The organism is Variovorax sp. W1I1, from assembly GCF_030815625.1.
GTDB lineage: Bacteria > Pseudomonadota > Gammaproteobacteria > Burkholderiales > Burkholderiaceae_C > Variovorax > Variovorax paradoxus_C.
Genome location: NZ_JAUSWZ010000001.1, coordinates 1740396 through 1757664 on the forward strand (window position 1 = coordinate 1740396; position 17269 = coordinate 1757664).

Sequence of the window (17269 nt, forward strand, 5' to 3'; positions counted from 1 at the left end):
GAAGTTTCATAGCCCCTGTATCTATCCGTCTGAGCTGATTCCCGCCACTACGACGACGGCGCGGGCGGCACCGTGGCTGCGGCGGTCGGCGAGTGCTGCAGCGCGGTGGGCAGCCGGTGGTCCAGCCAGTCCATGCGCCAGGCCAGCACCACGAGCGCCAGCGCCAGCACCGCCGCGGCGGCGACACCGGCCGCGCCGTGCCGCTCGCGGTACGGATCGCGCGCTACCCGCCGCGCGCCCGGCGGCACGTGCGCGGTCTGCGACAGCATGCCGCCCAGCCGCACATTGACCTTCATGCGCCCGTTGATGGCCCAGCCGCTCGCGTCCAGGATCGGCCCCAGGCTGCGCTGGCGCAGCTTGAGCCAGGCGATCAGCATGCTCGGCCCGGAGATCGCCGCGACGATGCCGATGAGCGCCACCGGTATCCATTGCCCCAGGTCGACGAACTTGCCGAAGATGGCGACCAGCACCGCGCTGATGCTCCCGAGGGCGACGCCGATGGCGGCCACGGTGCCGACATCCACGCGGCCCGCCGTGCGGGGCGCAGCAGCGGGCGTCTTGGCCGCGCCCGTTGCTGCGGCCTGATCGGCGGTCGTGAGCTTGGTCGCAAAGCTCGTCAGCGTGCCCTGGCCCGCCGCCTCGCTCGCGGCCGCGCGCTTGGCGACCTGCTCCTCGATCACCCGCACGAACTTCTTGTAGGGCGCGAAGAAGGCCTGCGCCACGCTGGTCGGGTTCTCGATCAGCTTGGTGATGGTGGCGTCCCAGTCGCGGCCCTGGCGGTCGTAGAAGACGCCGTTGCGGCCCACGAACAGAAAGTCGATGTCGCCCGCGGTGAACGCCGCGACGATGCTCATCTTCTGCCCCTGGCGCGTGCAGTCGCAGTACGCGAGGCAGGTCTTCGCAAGGCCCGCCAGCACGGCGTGCTTGGCCGTGTCCTGCACCTGCACCGTGAGCTCGCAACTGCGGCCGTCCAGGTAGAGCGTGCCGGCCTGGAAGATCGCGCCCTCGCGCCGGTAGAAGGCCTTGAACGACACGAAGTTGTTGAGCAGCACCACGAGGTCGCGCTGCAGCCGGATCAGCTTCTCCAGGTCGACGAGCAGGTTGTTGTGCGTCTCGGCGGCTTCGTCGTCGTGAAGCAGCGCGAGCAGCGGCTCGCGCGTCTGCAGGAAGGCGTCGAGCTGCGCGAGCGACAGCGCGGCGGCGGCGTTGTCGGGCCGCTTGGCCATCAGCGCTTGCAGCGGCGCGAGCTGCTGCTTGATGGCCTGCCACTCCGTTTCCGCGAGTTCGTCGCGCGCGCCCAGCAGCGGCGTGACGGCGCGTTCGGCGAACGCGGCGATGTCTCCGGTCCACGCGGGGTTGATGCGGTTGCCATGCAGCGGAAGCACGCAGCGCGGCGTGACGGGCGCGAGCGGCAGGTCGGCAATCGGGTCGGCGCTCAGGTCGAGCCTGTTCGCGCCCAACGCGTCATAGGCCTCGGGCGAAGGGTTCAGCGCCGCCACGGCCTGCGCATCGAACGCGGCGACACGGCAGCGCGCGAAGTAGTCGTCTAGCTTGGCCTGCACCTTGCGCGTGGCATCCGCTGCGACCAGCGTGGGCTCGCCGAGCGGCATCAGTGCCTTGTCGTTCGCATCGGCCTTGGCATGCCAGCCGCGCGCGGCCTGCACCTCGGCGAAGAAGGCTTCGATGCGGGCGCGGTCGACGCCCGGCGTGGCCTTGTGCCGGTCGGGCACGCTGCCGTGGGTGCGAATGATCTCGGCAACCGTGGCGCGCACGGCGTCGTCCTCGGCCGTCTCGGGCGTGATGACGCCGTCGCCGTTGAAACGCATGGCCGCCAGCAACTCGCCGCGGTCGGCGATGTCGGCCAGCGTGAGCGTGGCCGAATCGGGCTTGCTCTGGATCTGCAACAGGCGGCGCGCCTCCTCGATCAGGCGCGCGCCATCGGCGTTGCCGGCATCCAGGTCGTCCAGCGCCAGCACGTCGCTGCCTTGCAGCAGCACGTCGGGATTGCGCAGCCGCGCACACACCCATTCGCAGGCCGCGACCACTTCGGGCGGGCGCACGCGGCCATCGCCGTCGGCATCGATGAGGTCGAGCGTGCGCGCATCGAAATCGATGCCGCGTGTCGGGCAGGCGAGGGCGACCCACAGCTTCTGGTCCAGCTCGCCGAGGCGGGCGATATCTTCGCCCGTGCGAAAGATGACCTGGTCGGCACCCCCGACCCGGATGAACTGCCAGCGGTGCGGCGCCGTCGTGGGCGATGGTGATTGCGATGGCGTTTGCGTTGGCACCGCACTCATCAGGAAACGGCGACCTTCTTGTGTTCCCCCAGGTTCTTGGGCGTCTCGCCGGTCATGGCGGCCTTGGCCATCTTGAACAGCTGCACCATCTTGCTGTCGTCCACGTCCCAGTACTCGGCGCGCAGCACGCTCACCGCGAGCAGGCCCAGGTTCGGGTCGGTCGGGCCTTCAGGGAACCAGGCCTTGGCCATCTTGGTGAACAGCGCTTCCTTCTTCGCGGGGTCTTCCAGCAGCGCCGCATGGCCCGAAACGGAGACGTAGCTGTCGTCGTCGGTGTTGGCGTAGGAGACGTTCACGGTCGGGTCGGTCGCAACGTGCTGTGCAATTTCTCCGTCCTTGGGCACGAAGAAGTAGAGGGTCGCGTTTTCGTCCACGTCCTTGTTCTGCGTGGTCAGCGGGTGGCTGTGCAGCTGGCCATCGGCATGGCGGTGCGTGAGCATGCCGAAGCGCGTGTCCTTGATCAGTTCCCAGAGCTTGCTGGTGTTTCCGGTGGTGGCGGTCATGGCGGGGGTTTCCATAGGTTGAAGCGTCCGGCACCGGGGTGCCGGTGCCGGACGCGGGGGGCGGGCTGGAGGGAGGCGTATTGGGGCGGAGCGTCTTACGCCGGCTCGCCCATCAGTTCGCTCATCAGCTCTTCCTTGCGCGCCATGAGCTGTTCGCGCATGGCCACAAGGTCGAGGCCGCGGGCGGCGCGCGCCTTGGGGAACATCTCGTTGCGCTCTTCCTTCACGTGGTGGTCGATGTACTCGCCCAGCACCTTCACCTTGGCATCGAACATGTCGTCGATCTCGGTGGCTTCCTGGATCTGCGCGATCAGGTCCTTGGCGCTCGCGTGTTCGACCTCGGCCTCATCGAGCAGGTCGGTCTCCTTGATCGCTTCGCGCACGGCGGGGTAGAAGATTTCTTCCTCGATCTGCGTGTGGACCGTCAGTTCCGCGCAGATCTGGTTGGCCAGTTCGCGCTTCTTGTCGGCCGCGCTGGCGGCCTTGGAGTTCGCCAGTTCCTCGTAGGCAGTGAACATCTTCTTGACTTTCTTGTGGTCCGTGTCCAGAAGGCTGCATGCATCGGGTTCGGCGCGCTTGGTGGTGGGCATCGTGGGGCTCCATGTGGTTGGTGGAAAACCTCAGGTTGCAGAGCGCACCCGCGCCGGTGCGTAGGATTTTTCCGCATGCGCGTGCAGGCGATTCAAAGGACGGTGGGCCGGGTCCTGGACGCTGGCATCAGTTGTCGTCCGCCTTGTCCTCGGTCTTGAAAAGCCCGCGCACATTCAGCGCGGCCAGGCACACCTGCAGGGCGATCAACGCCCACGCCTGGGTGTGCACGCCCCACACCACCCACAGCACATTGCTCGCGAGGAACACCCAGAAGCCGACATTGCGGCGACCCTTCGCGTTGGACCCGACCAGCCAGGCGGCGGCAACCGAAGCGGCGAAGGCTGGCCATTGCACGAGAGAGAGGATTTCCATGGTGAGCGTGGTTGTTTGTATGTGGATGTTCGCGGACCGTAGCGCAGCCCGCGTCCGCCGATCGGTCGCTTCCGCCGACGCGCAACGTGGGCCGGTTCTCACATGCATCCGTCGAGGAGCGGCGCAGATTGGGTGTCAACGCAAGCAAAGAAAGACAGGCCACCATGGACACCACATCACCGCCGCTCGATGAGCGTCTCGTCACCTTCACCTACCGGGGCTGGATGTTCCTGTGCCGCGCGGAGCGGATCGACGACCTGACCTACCGGCCCGTCGTGCGCTGCCAGGGCCGGTCGGACAAGCCGGAAGACATCGAGCTGCCCGACGACACCGACAACGCCTCCTACGGCACGGAAGCGGAGGCACTGCGCCACGCCGAGCAGCAGGCGGTGCGCTGGGTGCACGACCGCACCAGCGACGGACAGGGGCAGATGTAGAGACGCAGAGACGCAGAGACGCAGCTTCGGCGGGTTCAGCCCGCGCCGTGCACCAGCCGCTCGAACACGTCGTCGGTGCCCATCTGGCCGCCCTTGAGCATGATCTCCATGCCATCGAGCCGCGTGTCGTCGCTGTGCACGCGGCACAACGAGGCGCCCGCACCCATGTCGGCCACGTAGGAGAGGCCCCAGGCATCGAGCGCCTGTACACCGTGGCTCGAGGTGTCGCCACCGGCCACGCCCACGCGCCGCAGCGGTACGTGCGCCAGCACTTGAACCAGCAAATCTCCACCGGCGCGTGCGAGGGCTTGGGCATCGACGTCCGGAGACGGCGATGCCTGATCGGGCGGGCGGGTGCAAGCGAGAACGTGGCGGCCACGGGCGAGCGCCTGTGCGATGTCGCGCGCGTGGCGCTGCAAGGTCGGCGCATCGCGTTGGGCGAGTCGCGGCGCGTCGAGCCACACGATGTCGAACGACTGCGCCGCCGCGACTTGGCGCGCGGTGACGGGAGAGAGGCTGCCTGCAAGAACGAGCACGGGGCCTGTCGCTGGTGTCACGGCAGCGGCAGTTTGCGCATCGGCGCGCGGGCCGAGCGCCGCGGCCAGCGCATCGACCACGCTGCTCGGTCCCACGGCCAGCAATGTGTCGCGTCGGGCTTGCGCCCACAGTACCTCGCCGATGGCAGCGAGTTGCGCCGCGTCAGCCACGTCGAACAGCACGGCCTCAGGTGGCTTGGCGGGTGAAGGCGGGTGCAGAGTTCGTTGCAGTGCCTCGCGGAGCGCGTGGCTGCCACTCGATGCCGCCGTGAAAGGAATGGAGCGCACGTCCGCCAGGCCTTGTCCGGCGAGGTGCAGCCGCAGGTCCGCCTCGTGCATCGGCGTGACCGGGTGCCGGCTCATCGTCGGATGTCGGTCGATACGAAACACCTCGCCGCCGGCGCCCGCTGCGGCAAACAGATGGCCGAAGAGGCAATGGCGCCCGAGGTTCGGCTGCCCGCCGACGATCGCGGTCCACGGCTGCTCGACCGCGCCGCGCAATGCGCGCACTGCGGCGCCGATGGAGCCGATGTGCGGCGCGCTGTCGAAGGTCGAGCAGGTCTTGTAGTGCAGCACGCGCGCGCCGAGCGAGTGGAACAGCGCGGCGACGGGCGCGAGCTCGGCCTGGATCGCCTCCGGTGTCATGGCGCGCGCCGCGCCCGCGATGCCCAGCACGTCGAGCGGTCCGGCTCGCTCGATGCGCGCGGCATCGGGCGTCTCGAGGAACAGCAGCGCGCGCAAGCCCGCGCGGGCCGCGGTTCCGAGCGTGTCGGTCGCGCCGGTGAAATCGTCGCCGTAGTAGACGACGGCCGGAGCCGGCGTCATGGCTTGCCGAAGAAGGCGAGGGCGCGCGCGAGTTCGGGCGCGTGCTTCGCGGCGTCCTGCAGCGCCGTGCCCGCGCGCGCGGCCGACCAGGCCTGGCGGATGCTGGTCACGCCGGCTTCCGCGCCGTCGGGGTGCGCGAGGATGCCGCCGCCGGCCATGAAGAGAAGGTCGTCGCTGCCGATGGCGGCCCAGGTCGCGGGCACGGTGCCCGCCCATTGGCCCGACGAGAAGGCGGGCATCACGCGGTCGTCCGCCGCATCGGTGAGCGGCGTGAAGCAGTCGCGCGCGGATTCGATGACTTCGCTGTCGGGCTGGGAGAACTTGCCCTGCAGGCCGTGCACATGCATGTGGTCCACGCCCGCGAGCCGCCACAGCGTCTGGTAGGCCTGGAACGAAATGCCCAGCAACGGGTGCCGCGACAGCGCGCCGTAACCATTGCGGTGGCCGTGCAGTGCAAGGCCCGTGTGGCGCCGCAGCGTCTGGATGCCCGAGTGCCCGCACCAGTTGAGGCTGGCCATCACGCAGGAGCCGCCTTCGCGCTCGACGAGGTCGGCGTGGCGCTTCATCGCATCGGTTTCGTCGGTGATGTTGAAGGCCACCATCACATGCTTGCCAGTGCGCTCCTGGTGGGCGCGCACGACCGCCATCACGGCAGGCACGCGCTCTGCGAGCGGGGCATGCGCGGGGTCGGCGCAGACCTCGTCGTCCTTGATGAAATCGACGCCCGCGGCGCAGAGCCGGCCGACCAGCGCCGCTGTCTCGGCCGCCGACAGGCCCACGTTCGGCTTGATGATCGTGCCGACCAGCGCGCCGTTCGAAACGCCCGTGGCGCGCCGCGTGCCCGCGATGCCGATGCGCGGCATCTCGAATTGCGCGCGGTAGGCGGCCGGCACGTGCAGCGATTCGAGCCGCAGGCCCGTCACTTCGCCCAGGTCGTAGAGATTGCCCGAGACGGTCGCCGCAAGCGTCGGCAGGTTGGCGCCGATGTTCGCCACGGGAAACGAGATGTCGACATGCGCACGCCGCCACGGACCGCGCGTGCCCTTGCGTTCGAGCAGCGCGTTCGGCAGGCTCGGCGCTGGCGCAGGTTCCAGCTCGGTGATCGCCTCGACCGTCGCTCGCGCACGTTCGCGCAGCGCATCGGTCTCGCCCTCGACCCGCGTGAAGGTGCCGCACGACTGCTCGCCGGCCATTACCTCGGCCACGGCCGCCGGGTCCACCGGCGTCTCGATCAGGTAGCGCGCGCGGATGCGTTCGGCCGCCATCGTCACAGCTTGCTCAGGTCGGGAAAGGGGCGCACGGGTTCGCTGCCGTCCCAGCCTTCGGAGGCGCTGCGGATCAGGTCGAACATCTTGCCCTTGGGCCCCGCCACTTCGGAGAGTTCGATCACCGTGCCCGGGTGGTACTCGGTATCGAAGTAGATGAAGCGGCCGCGCTCTCCCACTTCGCCGCTCATCACAGGCTTGAAGCCCTGCGCGGTGAGGCGCGCGAGGTCGGCGTCGTAGTCGGCGGTCCAGTAGGCGACGTGCTGCAGGCCGGTGCGCCCGGCCTGGAGGAAGTCGCGGTACATCGAGGGCACGTCGTTGCGCGTCTGGATCAGCTCGACCTGCACATAGCCCGAGTTCGCGAGCGCCACCGAGTTGTGCGGCTCGTGCGCCTCGCCGTTGTAGCGGTAGTTCTTGATCGGCACCTTGGGGTTGTAGAACCACGGGCCCACGCCCAGCGTGGTGCTCCAGTAGTCCATGGCGGCTTCGATGTCGTGCACGACATAGCCCAGCTGGCGGATCTCGCCGAGGAATCGACTCATTGCGGTTGGCTCCGGTGATGTGAGTGTGTTGTTGTGATCAGAATTTCAGGAAGCCGGTCGAGAACCACGGGAAGGCGGCCACGATGACCAGGCCCACCAGCATCGCGGCGATGTAGCCCCAGATGTGGCGGATGCCCTCGTCGGGGTTGACCTTGCTCACGGCGCAGGCGCCGTAGTAGCCGACGCCGAAGGGCGGTGCGAAGAGGCCGATGCCCATCGAGAAGATCACGACCATCGCGTAGTGCACCTCGTGCACGCCCGCGGCCTTGGCGATGGGGAACAGCAGCGGTCCGAACAGCACGATGGCCGGAATGCCTTCGAGCACGCTGCCCAGCACGATGAACGCGACGATCGACACGGCCAGGAAGCCGTACGCGCCGCCCGGCAGCGCGCCCATGATGCGGGCCAGGTCCTGCGAGAAGCCCGACTGCGTGAGGCCCCAGGCCATGGCCGTGGCGCAGCCGACGATGAAGATGATTGCGCCGGAGAGCGAGGCGGTGTCGATCAGCATCGGTTTGAGCCGTTTCCAGTCGAACTGCCGGTACACGAAGAGCCCGACCAGCGCCGAGTACACGATGCCGATGGTCGACACCTCGGTGGCCGTGGCCACGCCCTCGACCACCGCGGCGCGGATCACGAAGGGCAGCAGCACCGCGGGCAGCGCGACCATCAGCAGCTTGCCGATTTCGCGCTTGCTGTAGCGCTGCACACCGCTGAGGTCTTCGCGGCGGTAGCGCCACCACACGACCACGCACAGTGCCACGCCGAGCACCACCGCCGGCAGCAGCCCGCCTGTGAAGAGCGCGGCAATCGAGATGCCCGTGACCGAGCCGATGGTGATGAGCACGATCGACGGCGGAATCGTCTCGGTCTGCGCACCGGTGGCCGAGAGCAGCGCCACCAGGTCGCCGGGCTTGGCGCCGCGCTTGACCATCTCGGGGAACAGCACCGGCGCAATGGCGGCCATGTCGGCGATCTTGGAGCCCGAGATGCCCGACACCAGGTACATCGCGCCGATCAGCACATACGACAGGCCGCCGCGCACATGGCCCAGCAGGCTCGCGAGGAACTGGATCATGGCGCGCGCCATGCCCGTCATCTCGATCAGCGCGCCCAGGAAGATGAAGAGCGGCACCGCGAGCAGGATGAGGTGCGACATGCCTTCATCGAGCCGCCCCACCATCACCAGCAGCGGCGTGCGCGTGGTGAGCGCCAGATACCCGAAGGTGGCCAGCGCGAAAGAGAACGCGATGGGCACACCCGAGAGCACGGTGGCGGCCACCACGACCACGAAGAAGATCACGAGGTTGAACTTGCCGAGCGTCGCGAACAGCGGCGCGGCGAGCCAGAAGGCGGCCACCAGCGCGGCCATGCCGAGCACCGCGACGGCGATCTGTCGGCCCGTGCACACGCGCACGAGGCGCAGCAGCGCCATCACCAGCATGATGCCGATGCCAGCCGGAATGGCGGCCGCGCGCCAGGCGTTGCTGATCTCCAGCGCGGGCGTGACGATGAACGACTCCTCGTGCGCATAGTCGATCGAGGGCCAGACGATGAGCACCAGGAACGCGATGGACGCCGCGATGGCGAAAGCATCGAGCATGGCGCGCGTCGAAGGCGTCACCTTCTGCAGCAGCGCCGTCATGCGCATGTGCTCGCCGCGCCGCAGCGCCACGACCGCGCCCAGCATCGAGAGCCAGAGAAAGAGGATCGACGCGAGCTCGTCCGACCACACCAGCGGCGCATGGAACACGTAGCGCGACACCACGCCCGCGAACAGCACGCAGATCTCGGCCAGCACCAGCAGCGCGGCCACCGCCTCGACGGCGCCGCCGATCACGCGGTCGGCGCGCCCGGCGATGCCGCTCAGCGCATTGGCCGAAGGCCCGGCACCCACGAACGGGGCCGCCTCGAAAGTGGATTCATGCACCATGAGCCCGCTCAGGCCAGCTTGCCGACGGTGCCTTCGAGCAGCGCCCAGGCCTCGGGGCCGAAGCGGCCCTTCCACTCGCCGTAGAAGCCCGATTCGCGCAGCTTCGCGCGGAAGCTGTCGGCCGTGGGGCGGTTGATGGTGAGGCCCTTGGCCTGCAGGTCGCCGACGACCGATTCGTTGAGCTTCTTGATGTCTTCGCGCTGCTGCATGCCGGCGTCGTTGATGGCGCGCGCGACGATGGTCTTCAGGTCGTCGGGCAGGGCGTCCCATGCGCGGCCGTTGGCGATGAACCAGTAGCCGTCCCAGATGTGGTTGGTGAGCGAGCAGAACTTCTGCACCTCGAAGAGCTTGGCGACCTGGATGATCGGCAGCGGATTTTCTTGCGCATCGACGATCTTCGTCTGCAGCGCGGAATACACCTCGCTGAACTGCAGGCTCGCGGGCGCGGCGCCCAGGCCCTTGAACATCGAGATCGACAGCGGGCTCACCGGCACGCGGATCTTCAGGCCGTCCATGTCCTTCGCGTTCGCGACCGCGGCCTTGCTGCTGGTGGTCTGGCGGAAGCCGTTGTCCCACATCTTCTCGAAGGCGTAGAGGCGCGACTTGGCGATGGCGCCGCGCACATGGGCGCCGACCTTGCCGTCCATCGCGGCCCATACCTGGCCGTAGTCGTTGAATGCGAAGCCCACCGCGTTGATGGCGGCCACCGGCACCAGCGTGGCGATGACGAGTGCCGAGGGCGTGAAGAACTCGATGCCGCCCGAGCGCACCTGCGCGAGCATGTCGGTGTCGCCGCCGAGCTGGTTGTTCGGGAAGATCTTGATCTCGACCCGGCCCTTGGTTTCCTTGGCGATGCGGTCGGCCGCCTCTTGCGCACGGATGTTCAGCGGGTGGCTGAGCGGCAGGTTGTTGCCGTACTTGTACGAGAACTCCGCGGCGCGCGCGATGCGCGGCACGGCCGACACGATGCCGGCGGCGGGGAGGGCGGAAAGGGTGCGCAGCGCACCTCTGCGGTTCAGGCGGGTCAGCGATGTCATGTCTTTTGTCTCCAGGATCTTCGGAATGCGGTTGATGCAATCTGATGCATCAGTGGATTCGGGCCACAGCGAAGATAAAAGGATGCATCATCCGGGTCAAACTCGATCCTGATGGTTTTTGATGTATGCGGGATAACCCTTCACCTCCTCCTCCTTCCGATGCACGGCGCGCGCGCGTGGTCGATATCGCCCGCGCGGCGCAGGTGTCGACCGCCACTGTCGACCGCGTGCTCAACCGCCGGCCCGGCGTGCGCGACGCGACGGTGCAGCGCGTGCTCAAGGCCGCGGGCGAGCTCGACTACCTGCCGGGCCCGGAGCTCTATGCGGCGCTGACGCCGCCGCCGCTGCGGCTCGTGTTCCTGCTGCCGGCGGGCACCAACCGCTTCATCCGCATGCTGGGCGACATGGTGGGTTACTCGCAGGAGCACTGGGCGCCGTTCAACGTGCAGTGCCGCACGGTGTTCATCGAGAGCTTCAATCCGCATGAGCTGGCCAACGCGCTGCGCAAACACGGCCAGCGCTGCGACGGCATCGCGATGATGGCGCTGGAGCATCCGGCGGTGCGCGAGGCGGTGGCCGCGCTGGCGGCCCGCGGGCTGCCGGTGGTCACGCTGATCTCGGACCTGTCGAACTCCGAGCGCGCCGCGTTCGTGGGGCTGGACAACCGGGCTGCGGGCCGCACCGCGGGCTATCTCATCGGCCGCTTCATCGGCGCGCGCGCCGCGAAGGCCGCGCTCATCGCGGGCAGCCTCAGCTACAAGGCGCATGAGGAGCGCGAGGCAGGCTTCCTTCATGTCATCGACGAGATGTTCCCGAAGCTCGAAGTCGTGGGCCTGCGCGAAGGCCAGGACGACGCGGGCAAGAACTACCGGCAGACCCGCGCGCTGCTGGAGCAATACCCCGACATGGGCGGCATCTACAACATCGGCGGCGCGTCAGATGGCGTGGCGCGGGCGCTGAAGGAAGCGGGACGCGAGCAGAAGGTGGTCTTCATCGGCCACGGCCTCACGCCCGACACGCGTGCGCTGCTGATCGACGGCAGCATGGACGCAGTCATCACGCAGAGTCCGCACACCACGCTGATGAGCTGCGTGCGCATCTTCACCAACCTGCGCGACAAGCGCGAGGCGCTGAGCGGCGTGGAAACGACGCGCAGCCAGGTGATCTTCAGGGAAAACTTGCCCTGAGAAGGTGTGAACGAATCCGCCATGCCCGCTCATCCCGCCCAGACACACCCGCTCGGCGTTGCAAATGCTCGCCATAGCCCGAGCTATGGCTGCGCTTTGCGCCTTGATCGGGCGCGCCTGGGCGGGCTGCTCGGGCACGCCGGATTCATTCACACCTTCTGAGCCCTCAGGCCGGCGCCGTCATGCGTTGCAGCAGCGGCTGGCGCGCCAACACTTCGTCGCGTGGCCCGTGGTCGAGCACGCGGCCGGCCTCCATCAGCAGCACGGTGTCGAAGCGATCGAGCAGGCTCAGGCGGTGGATCGACGCGATCACGCAGGCGTTGGGGAATGCCGCTGCGATGCGTTCGAGCACGCGCGCTTCGGTGTTGGCGTCGAGCGCACTGGTCGGCTCGTCGAGCAGCAGCAGCGAGCTGCCTTCGGCCGCGAGCACGCCGCGCGCGAGGCACAGGCGCTGGCGCTGCCCGCCCGAGAGGTTGAAGCCACGCTCCGACACGGCCGTGTCGAGATCGCCGTGGTTGGCCTTCAGCACCTCGTCGAAGGTGCTGGTGTGCAGCGCCGCGAGCAGGCGCGCATCGTCCGCGGGCTGGCCGAAGGCGAGGTTCTCGCGCACGCTGGCTTCGAAGAGCTCGGTCTCCTGCGGGATCAGCGTGGCGAGCCGGCGCAGTTGTGGCCAATCGACCGGCTGACCGTCGAGCGTGAGCGTGCCGGCATTCGGCGTGTAGAGGCCGGCGAGCACGCGCAGCAGCGTGCTCTTGCCGCCGCCGCTCGGGCCGACGAGGGCCACGCGTTGGCCGCGGCGCAGGGTGAGGGCGACGTCGTGCAGGCCGCTGCGTGGTGGTTCGGTTGCATCCGTGAGGGGCTCGCCGCGCGGCGCGTACTTCCACTGCAGCGCCTCGACGCCGAGTTGCGCCCATGTCGCACCGGCATCGATGCGCTCGCGCTCGGGCACTTGTTCCGGCGCGGTGGCGAGCACGTCGCCCGACGGCGCCCGCCAGATCGGTTCGGCGCTCGAGTAGTCGGTGTGCATGCGCGCGAAGAAACTGAAGTTGGCCGCCACAGAAGTCACCACGCCGGCGGCCTGTTGTGCGTACTGGTAGATCATGAACACCGCGCCCAGCATCACCGCCTGCCCCGGCGTGCGCGCCTGCCACACGTAGATGACGACCAGCCCCCAGGTCAGCGCCAGGCCCATCAAATCAACCGCAAACCATTTGCCCTCGTTCAGCACCACGGTGCGCTTGAGCGGCAGAGAAATCGCCGCCATGCGACGGCGCAGCAACAGCCGCGACGCACCTTGCAGCCGCAGGCCGATCACCGTCGATGCGTTGCCCAGGAAGTCGAGCAGCGCCGACACGTAGCGCCGGTCGGCATCGTTCTCGGCGCGGGCGAGCTTCATCAGCGCGCGGTCGATGCGCACGATCACGAGGCCGATCAGCACATAGCCCGCAAGGGCGGTCGCGCCGCTGGTGCGCGACAGCAGCGCGAGCGCCACCAGCGGCCCGACGAAGTTGACCGCGTTGGTGAGCCAGATGAACTGGTTCTGCGCGAAGTCCGCCAGCGCCCGGCTGGCCTGGTGCACGCGGTGCTGCAGCTCGCCCGAATGGTGGCCGTCGTGCCAGGCCAGCGGCGCGGCGGCGATGCGCGCATAGAGCTCGTCGGCGAGGCGCTCCCGCACCTTCAGGCCGACGTTGCGCTCCAGGATGCGGCCCGGCCCGTGCAGCGCCCACGCGCCCACGTACACCGCGGCCAGCGTGCCGATCCAGCGGCCCGCGCCGCTGAAGTCGCTGCGCTGCAGCGCGTTGATGGCCTGGCCCGCGAGATAAGGCAGCGTGAGGCGGATCAGTTGCGAGGAAGCCAGCAGGGCGGTGGCGCCGAGCAGTTGCCCGCGTGCGCCGGCCGCGAAGTGCCAGAGCGCGGCATAGAGCGCGCGGATCGCGTTGCCGGGGTCGTTCGTCTCGGTCGTCTTCTGCATGCGTGGTCAGCCGGCCTTGCGGAATGTGAGGTTGATGCGAAGGCTGCCGAGCGCCGGATGCGGCTGGTCTTTCAGCGGCAGCACGCCGTGATAGCGCAGCCGGTCTTCGCCGCCCCAGACCACGACGTCGCCGTGCTGGAGCGGAATGCGCACGGCCTTGTCGCCGCGCTCGTGGCCGCCGAACAGGAACACGGCCGGCATGCCGAGTGAGACGGAGACGATGGGGGCGCCGTAGTCGTGCTCGTCCTTGTCCTGGTGCAGCGAGAGCCGCGCGCCGGGTGCGTAGCGGTTGACCAGGCAGGCATCGGGCGCGAAGCCGTCGAAGCCAGCGGCCGATGCAGCCTCGCGGGCGAGGCGGGCGAACGACGTGGGCATGGCGGGCCACGGCTTGCCGGTGTCGGGGTCGGTGGGGCTGTAACGGTAGCCGCGGCGGTCGCTGGTCCAGCCGAGCGCGCCGCAGTTGGTGAGCGCGACCGACATGGTGAAGCCGCCGGGGGTGACGAGATGGCGGAAGGGGGCGTCTTGCGAGATGGCCTTGACCGCCGAGAGCAACTCGTCGGCAAAGGGCAGGGCGAAACCAGGGAGGACGAAGGCGCCGGGACCGATCGCTTCGCGCGCTTCGCGGGGTGGATCGTCGAACAGATCGAGCGTCATGCGGAAAGCCGGCCCGCTCGGGGCCGGTGCGAAACGCCTAGCGAACCGTCGACATCACCGTCGCACGGCAGCGCGGCTGGTCGCGCGGGGCGAGCAGGTTGCAGTTGTTGAGCGCGCGTTCCTGCATGTCGCTGAGCTTGGGGCGTTCCTGCTGGTACTGGGGTTGGCGCTGGTATTCGGGCACGTAGACCGGTGCGGGTTCCTGCCAGCGCTGGCGGCGCTCGTATTCGCGGCGCTGTTCGTATTCACGCCGCTCGTAGTCGCGGCGGTCTTCCCGTTCGCGGTCGTTCCGAAGGCGCCACATGCAGGAGTTGAAGTCCATGCCCGAACGGCCGCTGGCGCAGTAGCGGCGGTCGTTTTCATAAACGTAGTCGCCCTGGGCCATGGCGGGAACGGAGGTCATGAGGCCGAGGAAGGCCAGGAGAGCGAGTTTTTTCATGATGAGTGGCCTGTTCTGTGATTGCCGTCTGTCTGCGCAGTGTGAAAGGTCTGCCCCGGGGTGAATGTAGCCTGTCGTCCTGCGCGCACGTAGGGTCGAAGGAGCCTGCGTCCGCGCCGTTGCATGCTCAACGCTCGACCTCCGCCGCGGGTCTACGCGGGCGGATCGGCTTGTCCGCCCTGCGGCGGTGCCGCAACCGATGTACTCATAAATCCGCATATCCGCCTCACATGAACGAGTGAAGTAGGTCTAAGGAATTCACTTATTGAAGCGTCCGGACAAACGCTTATGGTGATGAACATGGACATCGTTCGTCTCGACATTCGCGTGCCGGAAGGCTGGAGCTGCTGGTTCGCGCTCGCGCTCACGCCCCACGGCACCTATGCCGGGTTTGCGGAATTGAGCCACCAGGGCATTGCGCGGTGCGCACTGGTGATCACCCGCCAGCTGTCGTCGGACGCGGCGGTGCGTCGTGCGACCGCTCGCGCTGAGCACTTCGTCCGGCAATGGATGCCGCAACGCAGCCCGGGCCCCGACATCTCGGGCTCCACCACCGTTCCCGGCAGCGCCTGAGCGGCGAGCGCGGCGGCCCGCGCTCATGGTAGAAACCGCGAGCCGCGGATGTCCGCCGTTGCGCTTCGTGCGCTTGCCACTCCTCTCTCGCTTCCATGCCTCCTAACCCTGGTCGCCCTGATCGGGCTGAAAAACCGTGTGCCCCGTGGTTCGCATGGCTGCTCGCCTGCCTCGCCGCGCTCTGCATGGCCGGTTGCGCGGGCCTGCCCACCGACGTGCAGCGCAAGCCCTCGATGGCCATCGCCGATGGCGCGGACACCCTGCTCGGACGCCTCGTGAAATCGGCTGCGCCGCCCGGCGAGCCGCTGAGCGGATTCCGCCTGCTGCCGATGCCGCAGTTCTCGCTGCATGCGCGCATCGAACTCGCGCGCCGCGCGCAGCGCTCCATCGACGTGCAGTACTACCTCGTGCAGAACGACGAGACCGGCCGCTACCTGCTGCGCGCCCTGCGCGATGCTGCAGACCGCGGCGTGCGGGTGCGCCTCCTGGTGGACGACCTCTACACCGCGGGCGCCGACCCGCTCTTCACCAGCTTTGCCTCGCATCCGAACGTCGAAGTGCGCCTCTTCAATCCGTTCCCCGCGGGCCGCGACCGCCTCGGCACGCGCTGGGCCGCATCGCTGTTCGACTTCGACCGGGTGCACCGCCGCATGCACAACAAGCTGTACGTGGTGGACGACACGATGGCGGTCATGGGCGGGCGCAACATCGCCAACGAGTATTTCCTGCGCGACGGGGGCTCGAACTTCATCGACATCGACACGCTGGTGGCCGGCGCGGTGGTGCACCGGCTGTCGTCGCTGTTCGACATGTACTGGAACAGCCCCTACGTGTACCCGATCGAATCGCTGGTAGCCAAGGGCAGCGAATCGCCGAAGGAACTGCGCGCGCTTTTCGACCGGCTCACCAGCGGGCCCGAAACGCTGCACCCCGAGGAGCCGGGCTCCACCGACCTCTTGGGCAACAACCCGCTGGCCAAGGACCTGGACGCGGGCACGCTGAAGCTGGTGTGGGCGCGCGCCGAGGCGTATGCCGACCCGCCGGCCAAGGCCCTCGCGCCCACGCCGGAAGGCCGCGGCCTGCCGGCCGACGAGGCGAGCGAGAGCGTGCTCTTCAACGTGCGGCGGTATCTGCGCGGCGCGCAGAGCGAGATCATGCAGACCACGCCCTACCTGATTCCCGGGCGCGGCGGCATGGAGTCGATCCGCATCATCCGCGGCAACGGCGTGAGCTACAGCATCGTGACCAACTCGCTGGCCGCCACCGACGAATCGCTGGTGCACATCGGCTACCGCCGCTACCGTGCCCAGATGCTGCGGCTGGGCGTGGAGCTGTATGAGCTCAGCCCCAAGCGGGTGGAGGAGACCAGGCGCTTCGGCATGTACGGCTCGGCCAGCGGGCGGCTGCATGGCAAGTCGGCGGTGATCGACCGCAAGACGGTGTTCATCGGCTCGATGAATTTCGATCCGCGCTCGGAGCTGCACAACACCGAGATCGGCATCTTCATCTTCAGCCCGCAGATCGCACAGCAGCTCACCAGCCTGATCGGGTTCATCCGGCTCGATGGCGCCTATCAGCTGCAGCTTGGGCCGAAGGGCGGCATCGAATGGGTGAGCCCGGCCTCGGGCGATGCGGCCGACACCATCCTGCACACCGAGCCCGAAACGCATTTCTGGGCGCGCTGGAAGCTGGAGTTGCTGGCGCCTCTGGTGCCGGAGAGCCTGCTTTAGCGGACGGTGGACATGACCGTCGCACGGCAACGCGCACGGTCATGGCGGGTGGGCAGCACGATGCAGTTGTCCAGGGCGCGCTTCTGCATGTCGCTCAGCCGCGGGCCCTCACGCGGCGCTTCGCGCTCGGGCTCGTAGTAGTAGGGCTGTGGTGGCGGCCGGCCGTAGTAGTCGTAGTCGCGATCGCGGCTGTGGCGGGTCGTTTCACAACCGGCGAGGCCCAAGGCCAGGAGACCACCCCAAAGAATCGGGTTCAGGCGCAAGTTCGTTCTCCATTTCCAAGGTCGAGGGGAGGGCTGCAAGACGCGCCCTGTCCCGGGTCTGGTGGCGAGGAGCTTAGTCCCGTGCCAGACGGGCAACCTGAAGAAATGATGAA

At 68.3% G+C, this 17269-nt stretch carries 17 protein-coding genes; 4 read left to right on the forward strand and 13 right to left on the reverse strand.

Annotation, left to right across the window (positions count from 1 at the left end; genetic code table 11):
- Window positions 1-47: 47 nt before the first annotated feature.
- The 4 genes from QFZ83_RS08225 to QFZ83_RS08240 all read right to left on the reverse strand — a co-directional run bounded on the left by QFZ83_RS08225 (window position 48) and on the right by QFZ83_RS08240 (window position 3763).
- Window positions 48-2297, reverse strand: coding sequence for a hypothetical protein (locus tag QFZ83_RS08225; RefSeq protein ID WP_307504826.1), 2250 nt, complete (start codon window positions 2295-2297; stop codon window positions 48-50).
- Window positions 2297-2800 carry a pyridoxamine 5'-phosphate oxidase family protein gene (locus tag QFZ83_RS08230; protein WP_307504828.1) on the reverse strand — a complete coding sequence of 168 codons (504 nt, stop codon included), beginning with the start codon at window positions 2798-2800 and terminating at the stop codon, window positions 2297-2299. Before QFZ83_RS08230 ends, QFZ83_RS08225 begins: the two co-directional genes overlap by 1 nt.
- 95 nt (window positions 2801-2895) lie before the next feature.
- On the reverse strand, window positions 2896-3390 hold the full coding sequence (locus QFZ83_RS08235) for a hemerythrin domain-containing protein (protein WP_307504831.1): 495 nt from the start codon (window positions 3388-3390) through the stop codon (window positions 2896-2898).
- A gap of 127 nt (window positions 3391-3517) precedes the next feature.
- Window positions 3518-3763 carry a hypothetical protein gene (locus tag QFZ83_RS08240; protein WP_306878611.1) on the reverse strand — a complete coding sequence of 82 codons (246 nt, stop codon included), beginning with the start codon at window positions 3761-3763 and terminating at the stop codon, window positions 3518-3520.
- Window positions 3764-3927: 164 nt separating this feature from the next.
- Here QFZ83_RS08240 and QFZ83_RS08245 point away from each other — a divergent pair, with 164 nt between their 5' ends.
- Window positions 3928-4200: a hypothetical protein gene (locus tag QFZ83_RS08245; RefSeq protein WP_306878610.1), complete on the forward strand. Its 273-nt coding sequence runs from the start codon at window positions 3928-3930 to the stop codon at window positions 4198-4200.
- A 35-nt stretch (window positions 4201-4235) separates the two neighbouring features.
- On the opposite strand, the gene QFZ83_RS08250 is transcribed toward QFZ83_RS08245, so the two are convergent.
- Genes QFZ83_RS08250 through QFZ83_RS08270 form a run of 5 tightly spaced genes read right to left on the reverse strand, consistent with a single transcriptional unit; the run spans window position 4236 to window position 10338 of the window.
- Complete coding sequence (locus QFZ83_RS08250) at window positions 4236-5561, reverse strand: four-carbon acid sugar kinase family protein (protein WP_307504834.1); 1326 nt, start codon at window positions 5559-5561, stop codon at window positions 4236-4238.
- The gene (locus QFZ83_RS08255) at window positions 5558-6826 is read right to left on the reverse strand and encodes a ribulose-bisphosphate carboxylase large subunit family protein (protein ID WP_307504837.1); all 1269 of its coding nucleotides are present in this window, start codon (window positions 6824-6826) and stop codon (window positions 5558-5560) included. The genes QFZ83_RS08250 and QFZ83_RS08255 overlap by 4 nt, the downstream gene beginning before the upstream one ends.
- Before the next feature lie 2 nt (window positions 6827-6828).
- Window positions 6829-7368, reverse strand: coding sequence for a VOC family protein (locus QFZ83_RS08260; protein ID WP_101490957.1), 540 nt, complete (start codon window positions 7366-7368; stop codon window positions 6829-6831).
- A gap of 37 nt (window positions 7369-7405) precedes the next feature.
- A complete protein-coding gene (locus QFZ83_RS08265; RefSeq protein ID WP_307504841.1) occupies window positions 7406-9301 on the reverse strand; it encodes a TRAP transporter large permease subunit in 1896 nt (631 codons plus the stop codon).
- An 8-nt stretch (window positions 9302-9309) separates the two neighbouring features.
- A complete protein-coding gene (locus QFZ83_RS08270) occupies window positions 9310-10338 on the reverse strand; it encodes a TRAP transporter substrate-binding protein (protein ID WP_013542287.1) in 1029 nt (342 codons plus the stop codon).
- A gap of 125 nt (window positions 10339-10463) precedes the next feature.
- On the opposite strand from QFZ83_RS08270, the gene QFZ83_RS08275 reads away from it, so the two are divergent.
- Window positions 10464-11525, forward strand: a complete 1062-nt coding sequence (locus QFZ83_RS08275; protein ID WP_307504843.1) for a LacI family DNA-binding transcriptional regulator — start codon at window positions 10464-10466, stop codon at window positions 11523-11525.
- Between the two features lie 166 nt (window positions 11526-11691).
- Here QFZ83_RS08275 and QFZ83_RS08280 read toward each other — a convergent pair whose 3' ends face one another.
- From QFZ83_RS08280 to QFZ83_RS08290, 3 genes are read right to left on the reverse strand one after another with little or no spacing between them, the layout of a single operon-like run.
- Entirely contained in the window at window positions 11692-13497 is a 1806-nt protein-coding gene (locus QFZ83_RS08280) for an ABC transporter ATP-binding protein (RefSeq protein ID WP_307504846.1), read from the reverse strand.
- Window positions 13498-13503: 6 nt separating this feature from the next.
- Window positions 13504-14151: a DNA oxidative demethylase AlkB gene (gene alkB / locus QFZ83_RS08285; protein WP_307504849.1), complete on the reverse strand. Its 648-nt coding sequence runs from the start codon at window positions 14149-14151 to the stop codon at window positions 13504-13506.
- Between the two features lie 37 nt (window positions 14152-14188).
- On the reverse strand, window positions 14189-14590 hold the full coding sequence (locus QFZ83_RS08290) for a hypothetical protein (protein ID WP_013542283.1): 402 nt from the start codon (window positions 14588-14590) through the stop codon (window positions 14189-14191).
- A 300-nt stretch (window positions 14591-14890) separates the two neighbouring features.
- On the opposite strand from QFZ83_RS08290, the gene QFZ83_RS08295 reads away from it, so the two are divergent.
- Window positions 14891-15163, forward strand: a complete 273-nt coding sequence (locus QFZ83_RS08295; RefSeq protein WP_234974791.1) for a hypothetical protein — start codon at window positions 14891-14893, stop codon at window positions 15161-15163.
- Between the two features lie 95 nt (window positions 15164-15258).
- Window positions 15259-16893, forward strand: a complete 1635-nt coding sequence (locus QFZ83_RS08300) for a phospholipase D family protein (protein ID WP_307504852.1) — start codon at window positions 15259-15261, stop codon at window positions 16891-16893.
- Here the strand turns inward: QFZ83_RS08300 and QFZ83_RS08305 are convergent.
- The gene (locus QFZ83_RS08305) at window positions 16890-17156 is read right to left on the reverse strand and encodes a hypothetical protein (RefSeq protein WP_307504855.1); all 267 of its coding nucleotides are present in this window, start codon (window positions 17154-17156) and stop codon (window positions 16890-16892) included. The genes QFZ83_RS08300 and QFZ83_RS08305 overlap by 4 nt on opposite strands.
- Window positions 17157-17269: the final 113 nt, after the last annotated feature.

Coding starts and splice junctions, on each gene's coding strand:
- QFZ83_RS08225 (WP_307504826.1), bottom strand. CDS start 2,297: ATGAGTGCGGTGCCAACGCAAACGCCATCGCAATCACCATCGCCCACG.
- QFZ83_RS08230 (WP_307504828.1), bottom strand. CDS start 2,800: ATGACCGCCACCACCGGAAACACCAGCAAGCTCTGGGAACTGATCAAG.
- QFZ83_RS08235 (WP_307504831.1), bottom strand. CDS start 3,390: ATGCCCACCACCAAGCGCGCCGAACCCGATGCATGCAGCCTTCTGGAC.
- QFZ83_RS08240 (WP_306878611.1), bottom strand. CDS start 3,763: ATGGAAATCCTCTCTCTCGTGCAATGGCCAGCCTTCGCCGCTTCGGTT.
- QFZ83_RS08245 (WP_306878610.1), top strand. CDS start 3,928: ATGGACACCACATCACCGCCGCTCGATGAGCGTCTCGTCACCTTCACC.
- QFZ83_RS08250 (WP_307504834.1), bottom strand. CDS start 5,561: ATGACGCCGGCTCCGGCCGTCGTCTACTACGGCGACGATTTCACCGGC.
- QFZ83_RS08255 (WP_307504837.1), bottom strand. CDS start 6,826: ATGGCGGCCGAACGCATCCGCGCGCGCTACCTGATCGAGACGCCGGTG.
- QFZ83_RS08260 (WP_101490957.1), bottom strand. CDS start 7,368: ATGAGTCGATTCCTCGGCGAGATCCGCCAGCTGGGCTATGTCGTGCAC.
- QFZ83_RS08265 (WP_307504841.1), bottom strand. CDS start 9,301: ATGGTGCATGAATCCACTTTCGAGGCGGCCCCGTTCGTGGGTGCCGGG.
- QFZ83_RS08270 (WP_013542287.1), bottom strand. CDS start 10,338: ATGACATCGCTGACCCGCCTGAACCGCAGAGGTGCGCTGCGCACCCTT.
- QFZ83_RS08275 (WP_307504843.1), top strand. CDS start 10,464: ATGCGGGATAACCCTTCACCTCCTCCTCCTTCCGATGCACGGCGCGCG.
- QFZ83_RS08280 (WP_307504846.1), bottom strand. CDS start 13,497: ATGCAGAAGACGACCGAGACGAACGACCCCGGCAACGCGATCCGCGCG.
- alkB (WP_307504849.1), bottom strand. CDS start 14,151: ATGACGCTCGATCTGTTCGACGATCCACCCCGCGAAGCGCGCGAAGCG.
- QFZ83_RS08290 (WP_013542283.1), bottom strand. CDS start 14,590: ATGAAAAAACTCGCTCTCCTGGCCTTCCTCGGCCTCATGACCTCCGTT.
- QFZ83_RS08295 (WP_234974791.1), top strand. CDS start 14,891: ATGGACATCGTTCGTCTCGACATTCGCGTGCCGGAAGGCTGGAGCTGC.
- QFZ83_RS08300 (WP_307504852.1), top strand. CDS start 15,259: ATGCCTCCTAACCCTGGTCGCCCTGATCGGGCTGAAAAACCGTGTGCC.